Origin of the sequence: uncultured Mucilaginibacter sp., assembly GCF_937859865.1 — a bacterium.
GTDB lineage: Bacteria > Bacteroidota > Bacteroidia > Sphingobacteriales > Sphingobacteriaceae > Mucilaginibacter_A.
Window position 1 is genome coordinate 82,011 of sequence record NZ_CALMAT010000018.1, and the last position, 21,013, is coordinate 103,023.

The 21,013-nt window shown below is 40.5% G+C and carries 14 protein-coding genes and 1 tRNA gene; 7 read left to right on the plus strand and 8 right to left on the minus strand.

Annotated elements, in window-relative coordinates; genetic code table 11:
* Nucleotides 1-40: 40 nt before the first annotated feature.
* On the minus strand, nucleotides 41-919 hold the full coding sequence (gene era / locus Q0192_RS02425) for a GTPase Era (protein WP_299285536.1): 879 nt from the start codon (nucleotides 917-919) through the stop codon (nucleotides 41-43).
* Nucleotides 920-1,057: 138 nt separating this feature from the next.
* Here era and Q0192_RS02430 point away from each other — a divergent pair.
* Nucleotides 1,058-1,130: transfer RNA gene (locus Q0192_RS02430), tRNA-Met, on the plus strand.
* Nucleotides 1,131-1,522: 392 nt separating this feature from the next.
* Here Q0192_RS02430 and Q0192_RS02435 read toward each other — a convergent pair.
* Nucleotides 1,523-2,113, minus strand: a complete 591-nt coding sequence (locus Q0192_RS02435; RefSeq protein ID WP_299285539.1) for a sigma-70 family RNA polymerase sigma factor — start codon at nucleotides 2,111-2,113, stop codon at nucleotides 1,523-1,525.
* Between the two features lie 364 nt (nucleotides 2,114-2,477).
* Here Q0192_RS02435 and Q0192_RS02440 point away from each other — a divergent pair, with 364 nt between their 5' ends.
* From Q0192_RS02440 to Q0192_RS02460, 5 genes are all read left to right on the plus strand, one after another.
* Nucleotides 2,478-3,617 carry a FecR family protein gene (locus tag Q0192_RS02440; protein ID WP_299285542.1) on the plus strand — a complete coding sequence of 380 codons (1,140 nt, stop codon included), beginning with the start codon at nucleotides 2,478-2,480 and terminating at the stop codon, nucleotides 3,615-3,617.
* A gap of 279 nt (nucleotides 3,618-3,896) precedes the next feature.
* The gene (locus Q0192_RS02445) at nucleotides 3,897-7,169 is read left to right on the plus strand and encodes a TonB-dependent receptor (protein ID WP_299285619.1); all 3,273 of its coding nucleotides are present in this window, start codon (nucleotides 3,897-3,899) and stop codon (nucleotides 7,167-7,169) included.
* Nucleotides 7,170-7,188: 19 nt separating this feature from the next.
* Nucleotides 7,189-8,862, plus strand: coding sequence for a RagB/SusD family nutrient uptake outer membrane protein (locus tag Q0192_RS02450; protein WP_299285545.1), 1,674 nt, complete (start codon nucleotides 7,189-7,191; stop codon nucleotides 8,860-8,862).
* Nucleotides 8,863-9,097: 235 nt separating this feature from the next.
* Nucleotides 9,098-11,821: a sugar-binding domain-containing protein gene (locus Q0192_RS02455; RefSeq protein ID WP_299285548.1), complete on the plus strand. Its 2,724-nt coding sequence runs from the start codon at nucleotides 9,098-9,100 to the stop codon at nucleotides 11,819-11,821.
* Between the two features lie 256 nt (nucleotides 11,822-12,077).
* Nucleotides 12,078-13,661 (plus strand): alpha-L-arabinofuranosidase C-terminal domain-containing protein, encoded by a 1,584-nt coding sequence (locus Q0192_RS02460; protein WP_299285551.1) that lies wholly within the window; start codon nucleotides 12,078-12,080, stop codon nucleotides 13,659-13,661.
* Between the two features lie 225 nt (nucleotides 13,662-13,886).
* Here the strand turns inward: Q0192_RS02460 and Q0192_RS02465 are convergent, their stop codons facing one another.
* The 6 genes from Q0192_RS02465 to Q0192_RS02490 all read right to left on the minus strand — a co-directional run bounded on the left by Q0192_RS02465 (nucleotide 13,887) and on the right by Q0192_RS02490 (nucleotide 20,527).
* Nucleotides 13,887-14,390: a cupin domain-containing protein gene (locus Q0192_RS02465; protein WP_299285554.1), complete on the minus strand. Its 504-nt coding sequence runs from the start codon at nucleotides 14,388-14,390 to the stop codon at nucleotides 13,887-13,889.
* 83 nt (nucleotides 14,391-14,473) lie between these two features.
* Entirely contained in the window at nucleotides 14,474-15,352 is an 879-nt protein-coding gene (locus tag Q0192_RS02470) for a UbiA family prenyltransferase (protein WP_299285557.1), read from the minus strand.
* A 33-nt stretch (nucleotides 15,353-15,385) separates the two neighbouring features.
* Nucleotides 15,386-16,666, minus strand: coding sequence for a metallophosphoesterase (locus Q0192_RS02475; RefSeq protein ID WP_299285560.1), 1,281 nt, complete (start codon nucleotides 16,664-16,666; stop codon nucleotides 15,386-15,388).
* Nucleotides 16,667-16,692: 26 nt separating this feature from the next.
* Nucleotides 16,693-18,183: a sigma 54-interacting transcriptional regulator gene (locus Q0192_RS02480; protein WP_299285562.1), complete on the minus strand. Its 1,491-nt coding sequence runs from the start codon at nucleotides 18,181-18,183 to the stop codon at nucleotides 16,693-16,695.
* Between the two features lie 216 nt (nucleotides 18,184-18,399).
* Nucleotides 18,400-19,497, minus strand: coding sequence for a VWA domain-containing protein (locus Q0192_RS02485; RefSeq protein ID WP_299285564.1), 1,098 nt, complete (start codon nucleotides 19,495-19,497; stop codon nucleotides 18,400-18,402).
* A 145-nt stretch (nucleotides 19,498-19,642) separates the two neighbouring features.
* Complete coding sequence (locus tag Q0192_RS02490) at nucleotides 19,643-20,527, minus strand: carbohydrate kinase (RefSeq protein ID WP_299285566.1); 885 nt, start codon at nucleotides 20,525-20,527, stop codon at nucleotides 19,643-19,645.
* Between the two features lie 59 nt (nucleotides 20,528-20,586).
* Between Q0192_RS02490 and Q0192_RS02495 the strand changes: the two genes are divergently transcribed.
* Complete coding sequence (locus tag Q0192_RS02495; RefSeq protein ID WP_299285569.1) at nucleotides 20,587-21,006, plus strand: DUF4440 domain-containing protein; 420 nt, start codon at nucleotides 20,587-20,589, stop codon at nucleotides 21,004-21,006.
* The last annotated feature ends 7 nt before the right edge of the window (nucleotides 21,007-21,013 follow it).

Below are 21,013 nucleotides of genomic sequence, written 5' to 3' on the forward strand. Positions count from 1 at the left end.
TTGAACTGGCAACCCACAACTTGCAACCGGAAACCGATAATCAATCTTCGTATCCAAACTGTTTCAGGTAATTTTTTTTGCTGCGCCAGTCTGGGATTACTTTAACGAACATTTCCAGGAAAACTTTATGCTGGAACAATTCTTCCATGTCTTTCCGGGCGTAAGTGCCGATCTTTTTCAGCATAGCACCACCCGGGCCAATCAGGATATTTTTTTGCGAATCGCGTTCGACAATAATTTCCGAACTGATGCGGTATATTTTTTCATCTTCCTTAAAAGCCGTAATAATTACTTCAGTGCTGTACGGAATTTCTTTTTTATAGCTTTTAAATATTTTTTCGCGGATAATTTCGGAAGCGAAGAAACGGTCATTGCGGTCGGTTAAAAAATCTTTTTCGTAATAAGGCGGATGCTCCGGCATGTACGCCAAAATTGTACCGATAAAAGAAGCAATGTCTTGCATATGCAAAGCCGAAATAGCGTAAACTGCTTTTGGGTTCAATTTTTCCTGCCAGTACGCAATTTTTTGCATCACGGTTGCTTCGTCCGATTCATCAATTTTATTGATCAGAACGATCAGCGGTGCCAGCGAGCCTTCCAGCTTTTCTAAAACGTCCTGCTCGTCGTGCTGTTCGTTGATGTCGGTCATCAGCAAAATCAAGTCCGCATCCACGATCGAGCCTTCCACCTGGTGCATCATACTTTCCTGCAAAGCATAATGCGGTTTGATGATGCCTGGCGTGTCTGAAAAAACAATTTGGTAATTTTCGCTGTTCACAATCCCCAAAATACGATGACGCGTGGTTTGGGCTTTGGAGGTGATGATCGACATTTTTTCGCCAACCAGTGCGTTCATCAGCGTAGATTTCCCTGCGTTTGGTTTCCCGATGATGCTTATAAAACCTGCCTGATGAGCCATTGAAAAAATAAGTTAAAATATATTTTGACTGCAAAGAAACGAATTATATCTTTGCAGTCCAATTCAGGGAAACAATATCAACAATTGAAATACTGAAAAGGCTTCCGGAGTTTATGGCCGGAACGAAATTAAAAACAGTGCGGGATGGAGCAGTTGGTAGCTCGTCGGGCTCATAACCCGAAGGTCGTAGGTTCGAGTCCTGCTCCCGCTACCTTAAATCCTCATAATAAATTGACAATCAATTTGCTATGAGGATTTTTTATTTTCAAGCAGTGCAATATAACTCAACTTTCTTTGACGACTTCTAAAAGCCTGTTTAAATTTCTATCAGATAAATTCGTTTGCTTCTTTTACACCTATAAATTTGTTAGAAAATGGTACTTAAAATTTCAGATTTTATGTGTTAAAAGAAGCATAGAAAATAAGTTGAACAAAATCTAAACAGGCTTTTAATAATGGAAATCGTTTTGCAATTCGAAATTTCGCATATCTACAACCGGCTTGTTGGTATGTAAAATAGTGAAAATAACTTAGGTTTACGATCCAATTGCCGATCAACCCGGCACCTTTTTATAAATAACCAAGGTTTGTGTTTTGGGATGTTTATAATTTGAAGAAACTACAATAGCTAACCAAAAAAACACCAATAACTTTAAAATGTATGCGCAAGTGTTTTAAGGCCAGGGTAAGCTGATTTTCTACAGAACGCTTAGAGATCCCTAACTGTTCCGCAATTTCTTCATTGCTAAAATATTGTATTCGGCTTAACGAAAAAATTTCACTGCAACGCCTAGGCAATTGCTCAAGGCAAATATTCATGTCGTTTTCCAATTCACCGTAAATCAGTTTCTCTTGCCCTTCATTTTCCTGCCATGACCCGGCATCTTCTGTATAAGAATCAACATACAAGATTGCAGGTTTCTTTGTTTTTTTTAAACGGGCATAAACCTGATACCTGACCGATGCTTTGAGATAGTTTGGCAGGTTATCAATAACAATATAGTTTCTTCTGTTCCATAATGTTAGGAACAGATCAAGAACTATTTCCTCACAAACTTCAATATCTTTAACATACAAATTTGCTGTTTTATATAAGATCAGCCAATAGCGATTGAAAAGCACTGTAAAAGCACGGTAATCGTTATTGCAGATTTTTGTCCATAATTCGGCATCGCAGGGAGTGCTTTTTGCCATTTCGGTTTATTAATTGTTCGTAAAAATACAGTTAATAAAGACAAACACAAGATTTGTAAGGCAAATATTGAGGTTAAAATGCTGGTAAACGATAACTGTTTAACTTATGCAATACTTTTTTAAAAGCTGTGGGCTTGTTTAAATTTCTATCATGAAAACTTATAATGCTTCTTTTATGCCTATAAATTTTGTTTTTAAAGGTTCCATCAATACAAAAAGTATAATAAACCAATGATTTTTAGGTGATAAAAGAAGCATAGGAATTATTAAATAAAATTTAAACAGGTTTTATGTGTGTACGCTGCATTAATGTTACACTATAATAACGTAAACCATTATTGACCGATAAAACCTTTTGCCAAAAATGACACGTGAACAATATTTATTGCTCTATGAAAAATTTTTGGTCGGCGAAGCAACTTCCGAAGAAGCAAAGAGCCTTTTATTATATCAAGACGAGTTTGAACTGCAACTGCCGACAGCAGCGGAAAATTTAGATAAAGCCAATATAAAAACCGGCAAACGGCTACTTAACAAACTAAATAGCCGCACAGGCTATTTGAAACCAAGATTTCATTTATTAAAATGGCTGTCAGCCGCAGCCGCTATTCTATTAATAGTTGCGGGAAGTATGTTCCTAAAAACCAAATCACCTGTAAACAAGCAAACAAATATACCCGTTGCAAAACGAGATATTGGCCCAGGTTCAAACAAAGCTACGCTTACACTTGATGACGGAAAAGTGATTTCATTAAATGATGCAGCCAATGGAACTATTACCAGGCAGGGAAATATCACGGTAAAAAAGAAAAATGATGGCATGTTGGAATATGTGGTATCTCAAACTGCCGCCGGTAATATGCAAAAGCCATCCTTCAATACGATAACCACCCCACGCGGCGGAGAGTATCAACTTGTATTGCCAGATGGAACAAAAGTTTGGCTTAACGCGGCATCTTCATTAAAATTTCCGTCTGCCTTTACCGGCAAAAACAGAGATGTTAAACTTACAGGCGAAGCTTACTTTGAAGTGGCCAAAAATAAGGAAAGGCCTTTCAGGGTTAAATTTAATAATTCTGAAATTGAAGTGCTCGGTACCCACTTTGATGTTAAAGCTTACAAAGATGATGAAGAAGCCAGGGCCACGTTACTTGAAGGATCAATAAAAATCACCAAAAACAATGAGCAGCGGATATTACTGCCTGGCCAGCAGGCAACCGAATCTGATAAAAAAGGCTTAAAAATATCGGCTGCTAATATAGAAGAGGCTGTAGCCTGGAAAAACGGCTTTTTTATATTTCACGATCTTGATATTCAAAGTATTATGCGTACTGCCGCAAGATGGTATGATATTGATGTGAACTATCAGGGCAACCTAACCAATAAACAATTTGGTGGGCGCATTTCAAAATACAAAAATATATCTGGGTTACTTAAAAACCTGGAACTAACTGGCACTATACATTTTACTATTGAAGGAAGGAGGGTAACTGTAATAGAATAACTACAATTAAATTAACAGTTACCATACAAATCATCAGAAAGCGTTCGTACCGCCCCTGATGATTGTTCAGCTGTAAGCTGATATCAGGTAACGTAATCAATCAATTCGACAACCAATTATTAACCCGACATTCAAATGTACAAAAAGTTTACCGCAAACATTTGCAGGTACCAAGCCTGCGTTTTACCTAAATTCCTGAGAATAATGAAACTGACCATTATCTTATGGGTTGCTGCTCTGATGGAGGTGAGTGCTGCTACTTATGCCCAGAAAATAAATATGCATGTAAAAAACGCACCGCTTGTTCAGGTCCTGGATCAAATAAGCAGGCAAAGCAACTATAGTTTTATATATAACACAGCTATGCTTAAAAAGGCTAAGCCGGTTGACCTTTCCGTAGCCGATGAACCGTTGGCTGAGGTTTTAGCCAAATGTTTTAAAGACCAACCTTTATCATTTGTTATTAATGAGAACACCGTTGTTATCAAAAACAGCCCGCCTCCCGTTGTTGGTTCGGTATTTCAGGCCGAAATTACAATTGCCGGTACGGTTAACGACGAGAAAGGGCAACCGCTTCCGGGGGTATCCGTTTTATTGAAAGGCACAACAACAGGCATAGCAACCGATGCGAATGGTAAATTTTCATTAAAGCTTCCAAATGATAACGGGATCCTTGTGTTCAGTTTGATAGGGTTTACCTCACAGGAAATTGCTATAAAAGGCAAAACAAATTTTACTATTACGTTAATTGGAAAAGCATCTGCTTTAGCCGAAATAATTGTAGTTGGGTATGGCACACAACGAAAATCTGATGTTACCGGTTCAATTTCTTCTATTAATGAAAAAGCGATAAAAAGTGTGCCTGCAAGCAATTTATTGAGTGCAATACAAGGTCAGGCACCCGGTATTGATATTCAAAAACCAGGTGGCAACAGTCATCCCGGAGCTACGCAGACTGTTTTAATCAGGGGGCAAAGGTCGCTTGGCACTTCAAACGGGCCACTATATATTGTAGATGGTTCGCCTTATAATGATGCCTACATTAATGATTTAAACCAGGACGATGTTGCATCGGTACAGATATTGAAAGATGCCTCTGCAACAGCAATCTACGGATCGCGCGGTGCAAACGGCGTTATTTTGATTACCACTAAACGGGGTAAAAACGGAAAACCGGAAATTACCTACAGCTCATACGCCGGAATAACCAAGCCGCTGGCCTTGTATGACGCGATGGATGGAAAGGAGTTTGAAACTTACAAAAAATGGGGTATTTATAACTATTCGTTATCTACAAACCCTGCTGTTCCAAATGGCTATTCGGGCATTGATGACCCCAAATTTTATACGGACGCATTAACCTTTTTACCATCAGAATTAGCAGCAATTAAAAACGGGACATCTACCAATTGGCAAAAACTTATCTTCAAAACCGGTTTTAAAACTGATAACCAGTTTGGGATTTCCGGGGGAACAGAAAAAACGCAGTATGCAGTATCCGCAGGATTTTATGATGAAACAGGGGTGTTTACCGGGCAGTCCTTCCAGCGGTATTCCTTAAAAATCAGCATAGATCAGCAATTGGGAAAGATATTTAAAGTAGGTTTTAGTTCACTTAACTCCGTAAGTGCTACCAATGGCGAAGGGATAAACCCTGTTGGCCAGGCGTTAAGATTAAGTCCGCTTACTACACCTTATGATGCTAATGGAAACCTGGTGCCATATCCCGGGTTCAGCACGATCGTATATAATCCGTTGGCTAATTTGGTTCCGGGCGCTGTAGCTCAAAATCGCCTAAGGTTTAATACGTTCAGCACTGTTTACTTGGAAGCACAAATTTTACCGCATTTAAAATATCGTTTTAACGGTGGTGTGCAGTTAACGCCGGAAACTTACGGACAATACTTTGGAAGTGCGACTTATCAGAATTTAGGTGGCCCGTCAACGGCCTCTAATACCAATTACAATTATCATAATTATACGCTTGAAAATTTATTGATTTATGATAATACTTTTGCGGGGAAGCACCACATAAATTTTACGGGTTTGTTTAGTACCCAGGACGATTACAAGGCATCAACGCAATTTAGTTACAATAATATCCTTACCAATAATGCACAGTACTTTAACCCGGGGTTTGGATCAAACTTAACTGGTTCAGGATCATCACAAAAATTTGATATCGTTTCCTACATGGGAAGGATAAATTATGATTTTGCCAATAAATATTTGTTGACCCTAACTGTACGTTCTGACGGTGCTTCCCGCCTGGCAGAGGGGAATAAATATCATACATTTCCGTCTGCGGCGGCAGGCTGGAATATTAGCCAGGAAAATTTCCTAAAAAATTCAAATGTTATTTCCGACCTTAAACTTAGGTTAGGATATGGTGTAGTTGGCAATTCCGCAGTAAATCCTTATCAAACTTTAGGGGGCTTAGCCATAAATTACTACAATTATGGCTCTACAAATGTTACCGGGACATATCCCAACAATGTTCCCAATCCATCTTTAACATGGGAAAAGACAGCGACACTAAACGCCGGGCTGGATTTTGGAGTTTTAAACAACCGTATTACCGGTAGTATAGATGCTTATCATGCTTATACCAGTAACTTGCTTCTTCCCCAAAATTTGCCGATAACTTCGGGCTATACTTCACAATACTATGCTAATATTGGCAAAACCGAAAATAAAGGTTTAGAGTTAAATATTACTTCTCAAAACTTTAAAAATACCGGCAGAAACAGCGTAGCCTGGAATACGACGTTCAATATAAGTTTTAACCGGAATAAAATTACAGCCTTAGCGAGCGGGGTTACCTCAGATATTGGCAATAATTGGTTTGTTGGCCAGTCCATCACTTCGATATATGATTACAAAAAGTTGGGGATATGGCAAAATGTTTCTGCCGATAGCGCCCAGGCTAAAAAGCTTGGCCTTACAATATTAGGGCCATCTTCCGTAATAGGCAATGTTCGGGTGGCAGATTTAAATGGCGATGGAAAAATTAATGCTAATGATAAAACTATCATTGGCAATCGTGATCCGAAATTTGTGGGAGGCATATCAAACACAGTTTCTTATAAAGGATTTGACCTTACAGTTGTAGCCTCTTATCGTATCGGCGGCACTTTGGTTTCATCATTATACTCAAGTAATGCCAATGACCTGGGTGGAAGAAACGGTAATTTAAATGTTGATTACTGGACGCCCTTAAACCATGCGGATTACTTTCCGAAGCCTAACTGGGCAAATAACGGTGCACCTCCATATTCAAGTGTGTTAACCTACTTTAGTGCGTCTTTTTTAAAGGTCAGGGCATTGAGCCTTGGTTATAGTTTACCACCAACCATTATCGAAAAATTAAAAATTAAATCGTTAAGGTTTTATGTTACGGCAAATGATGCCTTTATACTATTCTCATCTTATGCCAACAAATACCATGGAATTGATCCTGAATCTGGAATTGATCCTGTATCAAAAGGAACATTAGGAACCGATGTACCAAGCACCTATTCAATTTTAGCCGGATTAAACCTATCGTTTTAATTTTTTAACCCTTAATGTTATGAAACCAACATATTTAAAAAAATTTACAACATTGTTTTTGCTTTGTGCGCTGGTAAGCTGCAAAAAACAACTGGAAGAAAACCCTCAATCCATCCTAACCCCGCAATATTTCAGTACAGCCCAGGGCCTGCAATCCGGCCTTGATGCTGCTTACGCAGGGAACCGTCAACTTTGGGGTTCGGAAAATCTTTTGACCATGACTGAACCAGGAACTGATGAATTTATTTCTGGAAATGGCGGTAATACAGATATCAACCGTTATTCGAGCAACTTTGACTCCAGTAGCGGTTGGGTCTCCGGGATTTGGAATGTATGTTACGCTTACATCAATGACTGTAATGGTATCATTGATAACAGTGCCGGAGTTACAGGTATAGATCCTGCTACCTTAAAACTTAAAGTTGGCGAAGCCAAGTTTTTACGGGCCAATTATTATTTTTTATTGGTAAGGTTTTGGGGGGATGTTACGCTAAACCAACATTTTATCAGCCAGCCAACAACATCCGCTACCCGTTCGCCTATTGCCGATGTTTATAATTTCATCATTAGTGATTTAACGGATGCTATTGCTGCCTTGCCGGTAAGCCCTGTTCAAAATGGCGTGCTTCCTGGTAAAGCTACCGCCGCTGCTGCCAGGCATTTGTTAACCAAAGTGTATTTAACCAGGGCTTATTCTTCGGCAAAAAAACCTGACGATTTTCAAAATGCTTTTAATACAGCAAAAAGTTTAATTGATAATAGTACATCACTGGGCCTCGGGCTATTGCCTGATTTTGCATCGGTATATGCAGAAGGCAATGAGGCTAATAAGGAAGTTTTATGGTCAGTTCAGCATACGTCAAATTTGGCTTACAATGCGAATGGAGACAATGGCTTGGGGAATGGAGACAATAGCCTGTTGTTTTTTTATGTTATGGGGTATGAAAATTTTCCGGGACTAAGCCGTTCGATCGCTTATGGAAGGCCATTTGCCAGGGTAATGCCAACACGTTGGTTAACCGATACTGCTTATAGGGATAAAAGCAACGACAGCAGATATTTTAAAACGTTTCAGGCCTTATGGTTGTCAAATGATGTCAATAAGATTCCAAAAGTTAATGGTGTGCCAAAATATACCTTGGGCGATACTGCCGTGTATATGCCTGGCGTAGATGTAAGCGATGCCAAAATAGCGGCTACCCGGTATTTATTAGTTCCACCCCGTAAATACAATCTTCAACTATTCCCAACCATGCTAAAATATCAGGATACCAAAAGAATTGGGATAAATAATGTTTCCATCAGGCCTATAATTGTTTATCGTTTAGCGGAGACTTATTTAATGGCTGCCGAAGCAGCCTTTAATTTAGGCAATAGCACTGATGCGGCAAAATACATTAACGCTGTGCGGGAAAGGGCTGCCTATCCGAATGGTAATGCAGCAGCTATGGATATTACACCTTCAAATGTTACCCTCGATTTCATTTTAGATGAAGATGCCAGGGAATTATGTGGTGAACAATTTAGGTGGCTGGATTTGGTTAGGACGGGGAAGCTGGTTGAAAGGGTTCGTTTGCATAATACCGATGGCAGCATTAATATAAAGCCCTACCATGTATTACGCCCGATACCACAATCTCAAATTGACAGGACTATTGCAGGCCCTAAGTATCCACAAAATCCGGGTTATTAAAACGACATAAAGGGATGCGGGTAACCGTATCCCTTTAACAGAAACAATTAAAATAGTTAGCTTTAGAGCTTGTTTAAATTCTATTCATTTATTTTCTATGCTTCTTTTATCACCTAAAAATCATTGGCCCATGGTGCTTTTTGTACCTGTATAATATTTACACACCAAAATTATAGGCATAAAAGAAGCATTACACTTTTTTATAATATAAATTCAAAACAGGCTCTTACCATTCATGAATAAAAAATACATACTTATAACTACTTGTTTTTTGCTGCTGGAGAGTGCCTTATTTGCACAAACTCAGGCTCATTTATCGCAGCCCTCGGCAAGCCAATCTGTTTTTCTAAGGTCTGCAAAAGGTTATAACGGGGCATATGCCTGGCAGATGCATAAAGCCAATGGGGCCGAAGGGAAAGAGGTTTCGTCGGTTCAATACAATACATCCGGTTGGCAAGCAGCAATTATACCCGGAACGGTATTGAACAGCCTGGTTGCAAACAAAGTGTACCCTGAACCTTATTACGGCGACAACAACCGCCGGTCAAAAAAACTGATCCCTGATATAGCCGATGCCGGAAAAGAATTTTATCATTATTGGTTTCGTACTGTTTTTACCATCCCAAAATCATTCTCAGGGAAACGCGTTTGGCTAAAGTTTCATGGAATAAATTATCGCTGCGAAATATGGGTAAACGGCAAGAGTTTAGGGAAAATGGCCGGTATGTTCAACGCCCAGTCTTATGATCTTACCGGCATAGCCAAACCTAACGGTGAAAATATATTGGCTGTTGATGTGTTGCCTGTTGATGTCCCGGGTACCTACTACAAACCAGGACAAGGCCGGACAGGCGCGGTTGGTGAAAACCATAATGGCGGGGACGGCGAAATCGGAAAAAATGTAACCATGCTGATGAGCGTAGGCTGGGATTTTACCTCGCCTGATGGTATACGCGACAGGAATACAGGGATATGGCGTGATGTAGAATTATATGCTACCGGCGATGTTGTGTTGGAAAACCCATTTATACAAACCAAAATGCCTTTGCCTGATACTTCATTAGCTAAACAAACGGTATCTGTTGAGGTAAAAAATGCATCCGATAAGGTGCAAAAGGGAGTTTTATCAGGTAAAATAATTGAAAGCGGAAATACATTTAGTAAACCAATTACGCTTGCGCCCAATGAAACACGGACGGTCATATTTAATCCCGAAGATTATCCTTCATTAACCATACATCACCCTAAATTATGGTGGCCAATAAATAAAGGTAGCCAGAGTTTATATACGCTAACGGTAAAATATACCGGTTCGTTAAACCAGGTAAGCCATTCCGTTACTACACAATTTGGTGTGAGGGAAATATCTTCTGATCAAAACACGCCTGATAAGTCAAGAAGGTTTTTGGTAAATGGCCAGCCTGTATTTATAAGAGGTACCAATTGGGTGCCCGAAGCAATGCTGCGCAATACGGAACAGCGTACCTATGCTGAATTGAGGTACACCAAACAGGCAGGCGTTAATTTTTTACGCTTATGGGGAGGAGGCATTGCAGAGTCTGATTATTTCTACCAGCTATGTGATAAATTTGGATTTTTAATATGGAACGAGTTTTGGCTAACGGGCGATACCCGTTTCCCTACTGATACAACTTTGTACCTGAAAAATTTCGAAAACACTGTGAAAAGGATCCGTAATCACCCCGCGCTTGCTTATTACGTAGCTGCCAACGAATCAGGAGAAGTAAAAGGAACCCGCGCGCTTGTTGAAAGGCTCGACCCCACCCGCGGCTACCAGGTACAATCAGAATGTTGTGGCGTACATGACGGCAGCCCTTATAAATATGAAAACCCGATGCAGTATTTTGAAAATACAGCATCTAAAAGAGGTAGCCGTGTGGATGGCTTTAACCCGGAATACGGCACGCCAAGCACACCTATATTAGAATCATTAAAAAAAATGATGCCGGCTAAAGATTTATGGCCAATCAACGATTCGGTATGGAATTATTTGGACGGAAACGGATTTCACCAGATAACCACTAAATACAGGGAGGCCGTTAACGAATTTGGAAAATCATCATCAATAGAAGAATTTGCAAGGAAGGCCCAATTTGTAGGGGCCATGAATTTCAGGGCTATATGGGAAGTATGGAACTATAATAAATTTGGTTATGGCGACCGTTTTGCATCCGGATTGTTGTTCTGGTATCACAACAGTCCGTTGCCGCAAACGGCTTCGCGCATGTATGATTGGTATTTGGAACCAACCGCAGCATTATACTATTCGCAAAACGGCCTTGCACCACTACATCCGCAATTTGATTATTTAAAAAATACGGTATCTGTATATAATGATTACCGCAAAGCATTTAATAATTACAGCGTGGAAGCTACGGTTTATGACCTGAACTCAAACGTGATTTTAAAAAAAGCAAATCAAATAAATATTCCTGCCGATGGCGTTGTAAATGATGCCATTAAATTAGATTTCCCAGCCAACATTACCCAGGTGCATTTTATAAAGTTGAAATTGAAGGACAATCAGGGAAAGGTAGTTGCGGACGCCTTTTATTGGCGGTCTAACGATGCCTATAAAGGTGCCTGGACAATGACAGGCCCGGCGGTTTCCGGGTTTGAGGATATTAACAAATTGCCGAAAGCAAAATTGGATGTAACTGTTAATAAGCATGTAGCCAATGGTAAACTGCTTATTCAGGCAAGCATAAGCAATTCTTCGAAATCGTTGGCTTTTTTTACGCAGTTAAAATTGCAGGACGATACCAAAAATAATCTGGCGCCCATTTATTACACAGACAATTTTTTCAGCTTATTGCCTGGCGAATCCAAAACCGTAACTATTGAAGTTGCCCTTGCCGGCCTCAGTACCAAAAAGCTACAATTAATTACCGATGCTTTTAATGCAAACAGTATAAATACAAGTATTGATATGCCGTGATGCAGTACAAACTCGTAACTACCGATTCAAAAATCATTTAGAAGCTGTTTAAATTTTGCCTGATGCTTCTTTTATCACCTAAAAATTGGTAAATATTTAGTTTTGGTTTCATTTTAATTGATGCAAACACCAATTTTATAGTGGTAAAAGAAGCATGCGTTTTTTATTAAAATTTAAACATGCGCTTACAATGTTGCAGGGCTACAACAAAAAATTGAACAATGCACCATTTTAAAATAGAAGATAAATTTCCAGTATGTTATCGAGAAGGCATTTTATTTCCCTTGCTGCAACAGGTGGGTTAAGTTTAACGTTAAAAAACAGATCAGTTGCCGCTATTAGCCAGTTGTTTAACAAGCCTTTGTTGCAGGCATCAATCTATATAGACTTTGCCAACCCGGAAGGCCTTATAGACAAAGCCATTTACGGGCAGTTTATTGAACACTTGGGGCGCGCAATTAACGGAGGCATTTTTGAAGAAGGTTCGCCGCTTTCTGACAAAAAAGGCATCCGTTTGGATGTATTGGAAAAAATAAAGCAGATGCAGCCCACCGTACTACGTTATCCTGGTGGTACGTTTACCAAAATATACCATTGGATGGATGGTATAGGCCCACTTAACGAACGACATGGCCGGCCAAACCTGATTTGGGGCGGCGTGGAGAACAACCATTTCGGTACAGATGAAGCCGTAGCGTATTCAAAAATCATTGGTGCAGAACCTTACTTCTCCGTAAATATGGGCACTGCCGAAGAGGCCGGCAACTGGGTAGAATATTGCAACGGCAACCAAGACACGTATTATACCAACTTGCGCCGTAAAAATGGGCATATAGACCCATTTAAAGTAAAATACTGGGGGCTGGGCAACGAGGAAGCGGCCAAACCTGATATTGGCCGCCTGCAAAAAGTAGAAGATTACGTAAAGGAAGCATGGTTTTATACTAAGGCGATGAAGCTGCAGGATAAATCTATAAAACTCATATTAAGTGGTGCAGATGATAACGCTTGGAACGAATACTTGTTAAAGGAAATGGGCGATGTATGTGATTACATTTCTTTGCATTGCTATGTAGGTGCCGATAAAACCAAACCGGCATCACTTTTCCCGCGCATAGAAAAATTAGAAAAGAATATCCTTGACCTTAAACAAAAGATACAGGTCCTTACCCCGGCAAAAGTTGCCAATTTCCATAGGTGGTACCGTTTCCCGCCAAGGCCAGCTCCGGTTAAAATTGCGATTGACGAGTTGGGTATTTGGGAATCGGGTGGCGGCGCTTATAACCTGGAAGACCAATATAACTGGAACCATGCTTTGGGCACGGCCACGTTTTTTAATATTATGCAAAGGCAGGCATCTGTAGTTGGCATGGCTACCTGGGCGCAAACAGTGAATGTGCTGGCACCTATTATGACCAGTAAAACAGCATCCGTTTGCCAGACCATTTATTATCCTATGCAATTTTACCGCAAGCACGCGGGCAACATCAGCCTCAAGTGCGAGGTAAAAACCAGCGATATTCAGATGCCGGGGGCGGAAGGCGCGCAGGTGCTGGATGTATCGGCGACCCTAAATGATGCAGACGGAACCCTTACCCTTTTTGTAGTTAACCGCCATCCCGAATTGGCCGTAAAAACCGGTTTAGGCAATATCAACAGCAAAAAATACAATACCGTTAAAGTTTATGAACTAAATGCCGCAACTATACTTGCAATCAATACGTTGGAACAGCCGCAGAAAAACGTAGTGATAGCAAGCGAAAGAAAACTAAATGGCGTAGTGTCTGAATATACTTTCCCGGCACATTCCATTTCTGCCTTGGTTTTTAAAAAGGTTTAATCTGCCAATCAAAACAAAAAAGCAATTTGGAGATATGATCTTGATGCAAAATACCTTTTATACTTCTTTTATCCCATAAAATTAATGCTGTTGTAGCTGTCCGTATTTAGGAAAATAAAATTTACAGGTATAAAAGAAGCATTGCAAATTGTGCAGATACAAAACTTGATGGCAGACAAGTTATAAAATTGTTTTTTTAGCACCTGCCAATTATAACACATTATATTACTTCTTATCCAAGTAATCCGGTGGATACATTTGCTGCCCATACTTTTCTCCGATGGCCTTCATTTTTTTCATTGATTCCGGATCTGTAACTGGTGGCAGGAAAGTACCGAAAGCTACCGGCTTGCTGATCGCTAAAAAGAATTCTTCCATACCAGACGGGACTACAACGCAAAGCAGGCGTGCTGTTTTGTCGGTATGGTTTTTAAAGTCATGTACAATCCCTCCTTTAGGGATAACTACAAAAGAACCTGCGGTAGCGAGATAAGACCCGGCTTCTGATTTTACCTCCACTTCGCCTTCGATCACAAAAAAAGTTTCCTGGAAATTGGCATGTGCATGTGGGCCAGGGCCTCCGTTGGGAGGGATAAGCATATCAATTGCCGCGAAAGCGTCGCCGGTTTGTTTACCGGTAACTAATATGCGGTAAGTATCGCCTACCACCGAAATGCTTTGTCCTTCTTGTGCCCCAACCATGATCGGAACTTGTTTTGAATTTTCCATAAACGAATTTTAATTAACTTTTAGAACAGGTCTTATTCTATCAGGTTTTAATTTAATGCCAAATTCGGTCAGTTTTTCTCAAATTAAATTATTGATTTAAACACCAACATCAACACATACTGCAAAATCAAAACGCCATCTACATAAAAGAAATAATAATACTCGTTTTTTATAAAATTAGAACGAAAGATGAGCCAACTGGCCAACACAATGGTAATTGCAAGTGCGAAAAAATTGCTGTTAAAATCAGGCTCTCTAAAAAAAAACAGCAAAACTAAGTAACCCGCCAGCAAAATCTGGCAAAGCAAGTAAGCATTTTTCTCCCCAAAAACAACGGGAATAGTTTTCAAACCAACTTTCCGGTCGTGGAATAGGTCGCGGATATCAAACGGAATGGCCATGGCTGTGATAAACAAAAACCTTTTTGCCGTTAAAAGAAGTATGTCGGTTTTTGAAATGGCCAGATGTTGCAGATGTTGCGCTTCAAAAATGGGCAAAAGCACAATGCTTAAAGCCCATGTCAGTCCGATGAGCAGCAGTTTTAACCCTGGAATATTACGCAGGCCAAATTTCTGTTTTCCAACGGAAAACAAAGGCATGCCGTAACCAATTGACAAAACGGAAAGCAAAACCAGCAATATTTTTGATTGGGGCGAAACCCAAAAAAACAATGGTAAAAGAAGTATGGCTGAAATGATGGTGATAGCAACCATCAATTTGTAACGCGCAAAAAACCAGTGGACACGCTTAAAAGGAGAAAGTTCGGGATGCTGTGGTTTGGTAATTAATATGCTGAAATTATAAATGAAAAGCGTGGAGCAAAACAGGATAGCCAGCACAGGATAAACCGGTTTTGCACCAATCAAAATAAAAGTAACCAAGGCTTGCGCCACGGCGCAAAAAGCCATAAACAGGTTGCTGAACAACAGAAAATCAAAAGCGGCATAAAATAGTTTCCTCATCCAAAATAGAAAACCAAATATGCTGCTTATTGATTAAGAATTCTTTACAGGATACGGATTAACGCCTGATTTAAATTCAAAAATGGTGATTTCTGGCAAAATGCCAACCCGGCCGGGATAACCCAGGAAGCCGTAACCTACATTGACGTATAATTGCTGGTTGTTTTCCTGGTAATGGCCGGCCCATTCTTTGTAAATGTATTGCACCGGGCTCCATTGAAAATGCGGCAACCGGACGCCAAACTGCATACCGTGCGTATGGCCGGAAAACATCATGTCTATTTGTGGATATTGCGGCAAAACCTGCGCGCGCCAATGTGAAGGATCATGCGATAAAAGAAGCTTTACGGGCAAATCGTCCGTGTTTTTGGTAGCCAAATCCATCCGCCCATATTTGGGGAAACGGCTTAACGCGCCCCAATTTTGGATGCCGAGAATGCCGATTTCTTCGCCGTCAACTTTCAGCCTGCGGTTCTCGTCCATCAACAAATCATAGCCCATGTTTTTGTGCACAGTTAAAATGTCTTTCAGGTTTTGCTGTTTGGCTTGTAAGGAATCCCATGTGTAATAATCGCCATAATCGTGGTTGCCCAAAACAGAAAACACGCCGAGAGGAGCTTTTACCCGGGAAAAAATATCCATGTAATTTTTTACTTCGATAGTCCGGTTGTTTACCAAATCGCCGGTAAAAAATATAAAATCAGGCTTCTCTTTCAGCAACATATCTACGCCGCCCGAAACCGCTTTTTTATTGTAAAAACTACCGGAATGGATGTCGGAAATCTGTCCAAGTTTTATCCCGTCAAAGGTTTTAGGAAGATTAGGCAGATAAATGGTTTGGCGGCGAACGCGATAATCATAAGCGCCTGAAATAATGCCGTAAGAAAGCGAAGCCAGCGGGAGGGAAGCCGTAATTAAACCAGCTTTCATCAAAAATTCGGAACGTGGAATGTGGTCTGGTTTAGGCTGGCTCGCCGGAAACTCTGGTTCTGGTTTCTTATATTTTCGGGCAATCCACAAAAAAATCCGGCGTACATCGTCTACTAAAATAAACGGCAGCAAAAAGACTTTGGCCAACAGCAAGATGAAAAAAACCAGTAAAATTGCTGCTCGCGGGCCAACGCCAATATTGAAATAAACCGATACAAAAACGCCAACGATCAACAACAGCGAAACGGTCCAAAAAATAATGGTAAACCTTTTTACAAAGCGAAAACTGAATTTTTTGAGCGCGCCGCGAATGCCGCTGATAATATAAAAATCGGCGAGCAACAGTAGGATGCAAACGCCGATTAAGAGGAAAGGGTTAGTCATGAAAATATACCGGTAAAAGAAGCATTCTAATAACGGTCGTCAAAATCCAGGTCGTCGTCTTTTTTCATGTTGAATAAGCTGTCGAACATATCCGAAAACGAATAGCCGTTATCCAAATAACCTTTATTAACCTGCGAAAACTCGGCCAAACCGTGCAGCACAAATTCCATCAACAGCAGTTGGTTGTTTTCGGTAAGTGAAGGATGGTTTTTCTTCACCAAATCCTTCAATCCGGGAACCGATAACAGCAGTTTTTTGTATTCCTGGTTTGGCAAATCATCAATAATAGAAATGTTGTTTCCGGCACTAAACCAACTGATAATTTCCTGGTAAGGGTTTGGTTTTTTGCTTTTCTTAGCTTTTTCCGGTTCCGGGAAGTAGTTTAGCAGTAAGGTTTTGATGGCTTTTCCAACCAAAATATTGGCCACTTTTGCCGGTCCTTCCAGTTCGCCTTCATAAACCAGTTCGATCTTTCCGGTAATGGCCGGGATAACGCCCAAAAAATCAGAAATGCGGACGAACGTATTTTTTTCGCGGTTGATGATCATCCTACGTTCGGCATTGCTAATCAGGTTTTCATAAGCAGAAATCGTTAAACGTGCAGAAACGCCCGATTTTTTATCAATGTATTCTGAATTTCGCGCTTCAAAAGCAATTTGTTCTACCAAATCTTTTACCAAATCATCGGCTTCAACCGTTGCTTTTTGTTCTTTAGATAACTTGGCTTCCTGTTGCGTAATTTGGCGGGAAATTTCAACCGTACGCGGATAATGTGTTAAAATCTGACTTTCGATCCGGTCTTTTAAAGGCGTAACGATAGAACCGCGATTGGTATAATCTTCCGGGTTTGCCGTAAACACAAATTGTATATCCAAAGGCAAACGCAATTTAAAACCACGGATTTGGATGTCTTTTTCCTGCAAAATATTAAAAAGCGCCACTTGGATACGAGCTTGTAAATCTGGCAATTCGTTAATCACAAAAATGCCGCGGTGCGCACGCGGGATTAAACCGAAATGGATAACGCGTTCGTCCGAATAAGTCAGCTTCATGGTTGCTGCTTTAATCGGGTCAACATCGCCAATTAAATCGGCAACGGTAACGTCGGGCGTAGCCAATTTTTCGGTATAACGTTCGGAACGGTGTAGCCAGGCAATTTGTGTATCATCACCTTTGGTTTCGATTTCGTTGCGGGCAAACCAGGAAATCGGTTCCATAGGGTCGTCAAACAGTTCGGAACCAGCAATATACGGTACAAATTCGTCCAGCAAATTCACCATCAAACGGGCAATACGCGTTTTTGCTTGTCCTCGTAAACCCAACAACAAAATATTGTGGCGCGATAAAATAGCCGTTTGCAGATCTGGCATTACGGTATCTTCAAAACCGATGATGCCTTCAAAACCGTTTTCTTTTTGCTGCAACTGTTTGATCAGGTTTTCTCTTAATTCTTCTTTTACCGATCTGGATTTATATCCGCTTTGTTTTAGTTCTCTAAGCGTGGTGATGTTGTTCATAGTTTTTATAAGAAAGTCCGTAAGCCCGGATTTGGATGGTTTTTAGTTGTCCGAAAGTCGGGAAAGGCCGAATTCGGATTTTATAGTTTTTTAATTTTAGTTAGAAAGTAGGAACGCTACAACCAGAACTAAGTGATTTAATAAATTTATGTTGATAAAAGAAGCATTGCAGTTCCGTCTTTCGGACTTCCTGACTTTTCGTCTTTCGGACTCCTTCTACCTAACAGTCCTTCTTCTATTTCTGATGTAATCTTCGAAAATATATTCGCCCAAACCATTTAACGAACTGTAAAAAGCTTTGCCACCATTAGTTTCGGTAAACTTACGTACAAACTGTTGTAAATAAGGATCTTTGGCAATCATAAACGTGGTTATCGGGATTTTCAAACGTTTACATTGCGCCGCCATGTTCAGCGTTTTGTTTACCACTTTTCGATCCAAACCAACACTGTTTTTATAGTACTTTAATCCTTCTTTCAGGCAAGTTGGCTTGCCATCCGTGATCATAAAAATCTGTTTGTTTTGGGTTTTCCTGCGGCGAAGCAAATCTGTCGCCAATTCCAAACCGGCGTATGTGTTGGTATGATACGGGCCGACTTGCAAATACGGCAAATCCTGTAATGTAATTGGCCAGGCATCGTTGCCAAAAACCACAATATCCAAGGTGTCTTTTGGATATTTTGTACGGATTAACTCTGCCAAAGCCATCGCCACTTTTTTAGCTGGCGTGATTCGGTCTTCTCCGTACAAAATCATGGAATGCGAAATATCAATCATTAAAACGGTAGAAGTAAGCACTTTAAAATCCATTTCTTCTACTTCCAGATCTTTTTCCGTCATCCTGAAATCGCCGATGCCATGATTTACCTGCGCGTTGTGGATAGATTGCGTCATATCAATCTGATCCAAACTATCACCAAATTCATATTCGCGCCGTTCAGAATTTTTCTCGTCGCCCTGACCGGAAAGCGGCGAACGGTGGTTGCCTTTTCCCGATTTTTTTAGCTTGCCAAAAATCTCTTCCAAAGCTGATTGACGAATACTTTGTTCTGTTTTTCCGGTTATCTTAAGTTCACCTTTTTCTTTGTCTTCATCCAGGTAACCTTTTTCTTTCAGGTCATCAATAAAGTTGCCCATGCCATACTCATCGTTGGTCATGTTGTATTGTTTGTCCAGCTCGTTCATCCAGGCCAATGCCTCGCCAGCATCACCGGCGGTATAATTGAGGAGTTCGAGAAACAATTTCATTAAATCATCAAAACCGCCTTTGGGGATTTGCTGAGGGATATATTTGGAGAAAGCGAAACCGCGCATTTTAAACCTTTCTTTTTAACAACGGACAAAATGAAGCATTAGTTTGATGTAAACCTAAGCCAGCAAAAAAACTGTCAGCAAAATGACATGCTGCTACTTTTGCAGAAGCATAACGTTAAGTTACGGATTTAACGCTTAAAACCAATTATTTCTGCTGTTTGATGGCATTTATTTTTTCGAGATCGTAAATCGGATTTGCGCCGTAACTGCCAGCCACAAAAGCGCCGATTGCCGAAGCATTGACCAGGATTTCCTCCATTGGTAGCTGGTTTAATAAACCGGCAATAAACGTAGCGAGGAAAGAATCGCCTGCGCCAACGGTATCCACCACCTCAACTTTAAAACCCGGATGCCGGTAAAAATGGTTCTGGTGCAAAACGATGCAGCCGTTTCCGCCCAGCGTTACACAAACCGTTTTAACATGGTATCGGCGGCTAAACTCTTTCATTTTATCTTCCAGCGAAGCGTGTTGCTCATTTTGGGGCGATAAAAGAAGCATTTCCTCGTCGTTCATTTTTACCACATCAGCGTTTTGTGCCAAAGTTTCGATGACGTTTAAGTTGTAATGCGGCGGGCGCAAATTGACATCAAACACTTTGAAAACGTGGTTTTTAAGCAACAGCAGCAGCGTGTTTAAGCTTGTTGGTGTGCGGCAGGCCAAGCTTCCGTAAACAATCATCTCAAACGGAAATGCTTCTTTTACCCCTATTTTTTCGGGCTGGATATTGTCCCAGGAAACCGGCTGCGGAATGGTGTACTTGGCGTGCCCGTTTTCATCTAAATGAACGGTAACCAAACAGGTTGGCAATTCCGGGTCGCGTTGGATGAATTGCGTTGGAAATTTTTGCGTTTCCAGATAAACGAGAAGTTCTTCGCCTAAATCATCTTCGCCAATCCGTGTCATCATTTCAGTTGGAATTTGTTGCTGTAAAAGGTGCATCGCCACATTCATGGGTGCGCCGCCTGCTTTTTTCTCCGCGCCAAAACCGTCCCACAAAACTTCGCCGAAGCATAAAACCTGTTTTTCCATTTCAATAAAAGTTAAAATGTAAAGCTAAAGCTTAACCGATTAAATGCTATTTTTAGAGAATGAAAAAGTTGATTTTATTAAACCTGATGCTTCTTTTAGCAGCCTTTTCTTTTGCCCAAGACCAAAAGGCGATTTCAAATTTGCTGGAAAAGCAGCGTTTGGCCTGGAACCGCGGCGATTTAGATGGCTATATGCAAGGTTACTGGAAATCGGATTCGTTGCTTTTTGTGGGCAAAAACGGACCCAAATACGGCTGGAAAACCACACTCGAAAACTATAAAAAAAGTTATCCGGACGATTCTGCCATGGGAATTTTGACTTTCAACATCTTGCAAATTAATGTTATAGATTTAAAAAATGCGTTTGTTTTAGGCGAATGGAAGCTAAAACGCGAAGCCGATGAGCCACAAGGATTTTTTACACTTTGGCTGAGAAGAATTAGGGGCGAATGGAAGATTGTGGCTGATCATTCGAGTTGAACAGGTA

Coding starts and splice junctions, on each gene's coding strand:
- Q0192_RS02445 (WP_299285619.1), top strand. CDS start 3,897: ATGCATGTAAAAAACGCACCGCTTGTTCAGGTCCTGGATCAAATAAGC.
- Q0192_RS02435 (WP_299285539.1), bottom strand. CDS start 2,113: ATGGCAAAAAGCACTCCCTGCGATGCCGAATTATGGACAAAAATCTGC.
- Q0192_RS02480 (WP_299285562.1), bottom strand. CDS start 18,183: ATGAACAACATCACCACGCTTAGAGAACTAAAACAAAGCGGATATAAA.
- Q0192_RS02490 (WP_299285566.1), bottom strand. CDS start 20,527: ATGGAAAAACAGGTTTTATGCTTCGGCGAAGTTTTGTGGGACGGTTTT.
- Q0192_RS02475 (WP_299285560.1), bottom strand. CDS start 16,666: ATGACTAACCCTTTCCTCTTAATCGGCGTTTGCATCCTACTGTTGCTC.
- Q0192_RS02455 (WP_299285548.1), top strand. CDS start 9,098: ATGAATAAAAAATACATACTTATAACTACTTGTTTTTTGCTGCTGGAG.
- Q0192_RS02440 (WP_299285542.1), top strand. CDS start 2,478: ATGACACGTGAACAATATTTATTGCTCTATGAAAAATTTTTGGTCGGC.
- Q0192_RS02470 (WP_299285557.1), bottom strand. CDS start 15,352: ATGAGGAAACTATTTTATGCCGCTTTTGATTTTCTGTTGTTCAGCAAC.
- Q0192_RS02450 (WP_299285545.1), top strand. CDS start 7,189: ATGAAACCAACATATTTAAAAAAATTTACAACATTGTTTTTGCTTTGT.
- Q0192_RS02460 (WP_299285551.1), top strand. CDS start 12,078: ATGTTATCGAGAAGGCATTTTATTTCCCTTGCTGCAACAGGTGGGTTA.
- Q0192_RS02495 (WP_299285569.1), top strand. CDS start 20,587: ATGAAAAAGTTGATTTTATTAAACCTGATGCTTCTTTTAGCAGCCTTT.
- Q0192_RS02465 (WP_299285554.1), bottom strand. CDS start 14,390: ATGGAAAATTCAAAACAAGTTCCGATCATGGTTGGGGCACAAGAAGGA.
- era (WP_299285536.1), bottom strand. CDS start 919: ATGGCTCATCAGGCAGGTTTTATAAGCATCATCGGGAAACCAAACGCA.
- Q0192_RS02485 (WP_299285564.1), bottom strand. CDS start 19,497: ATGCGCGGTTTCGCTTTCTCCAAATATATCCCTCAGCAAATCCCCAAA.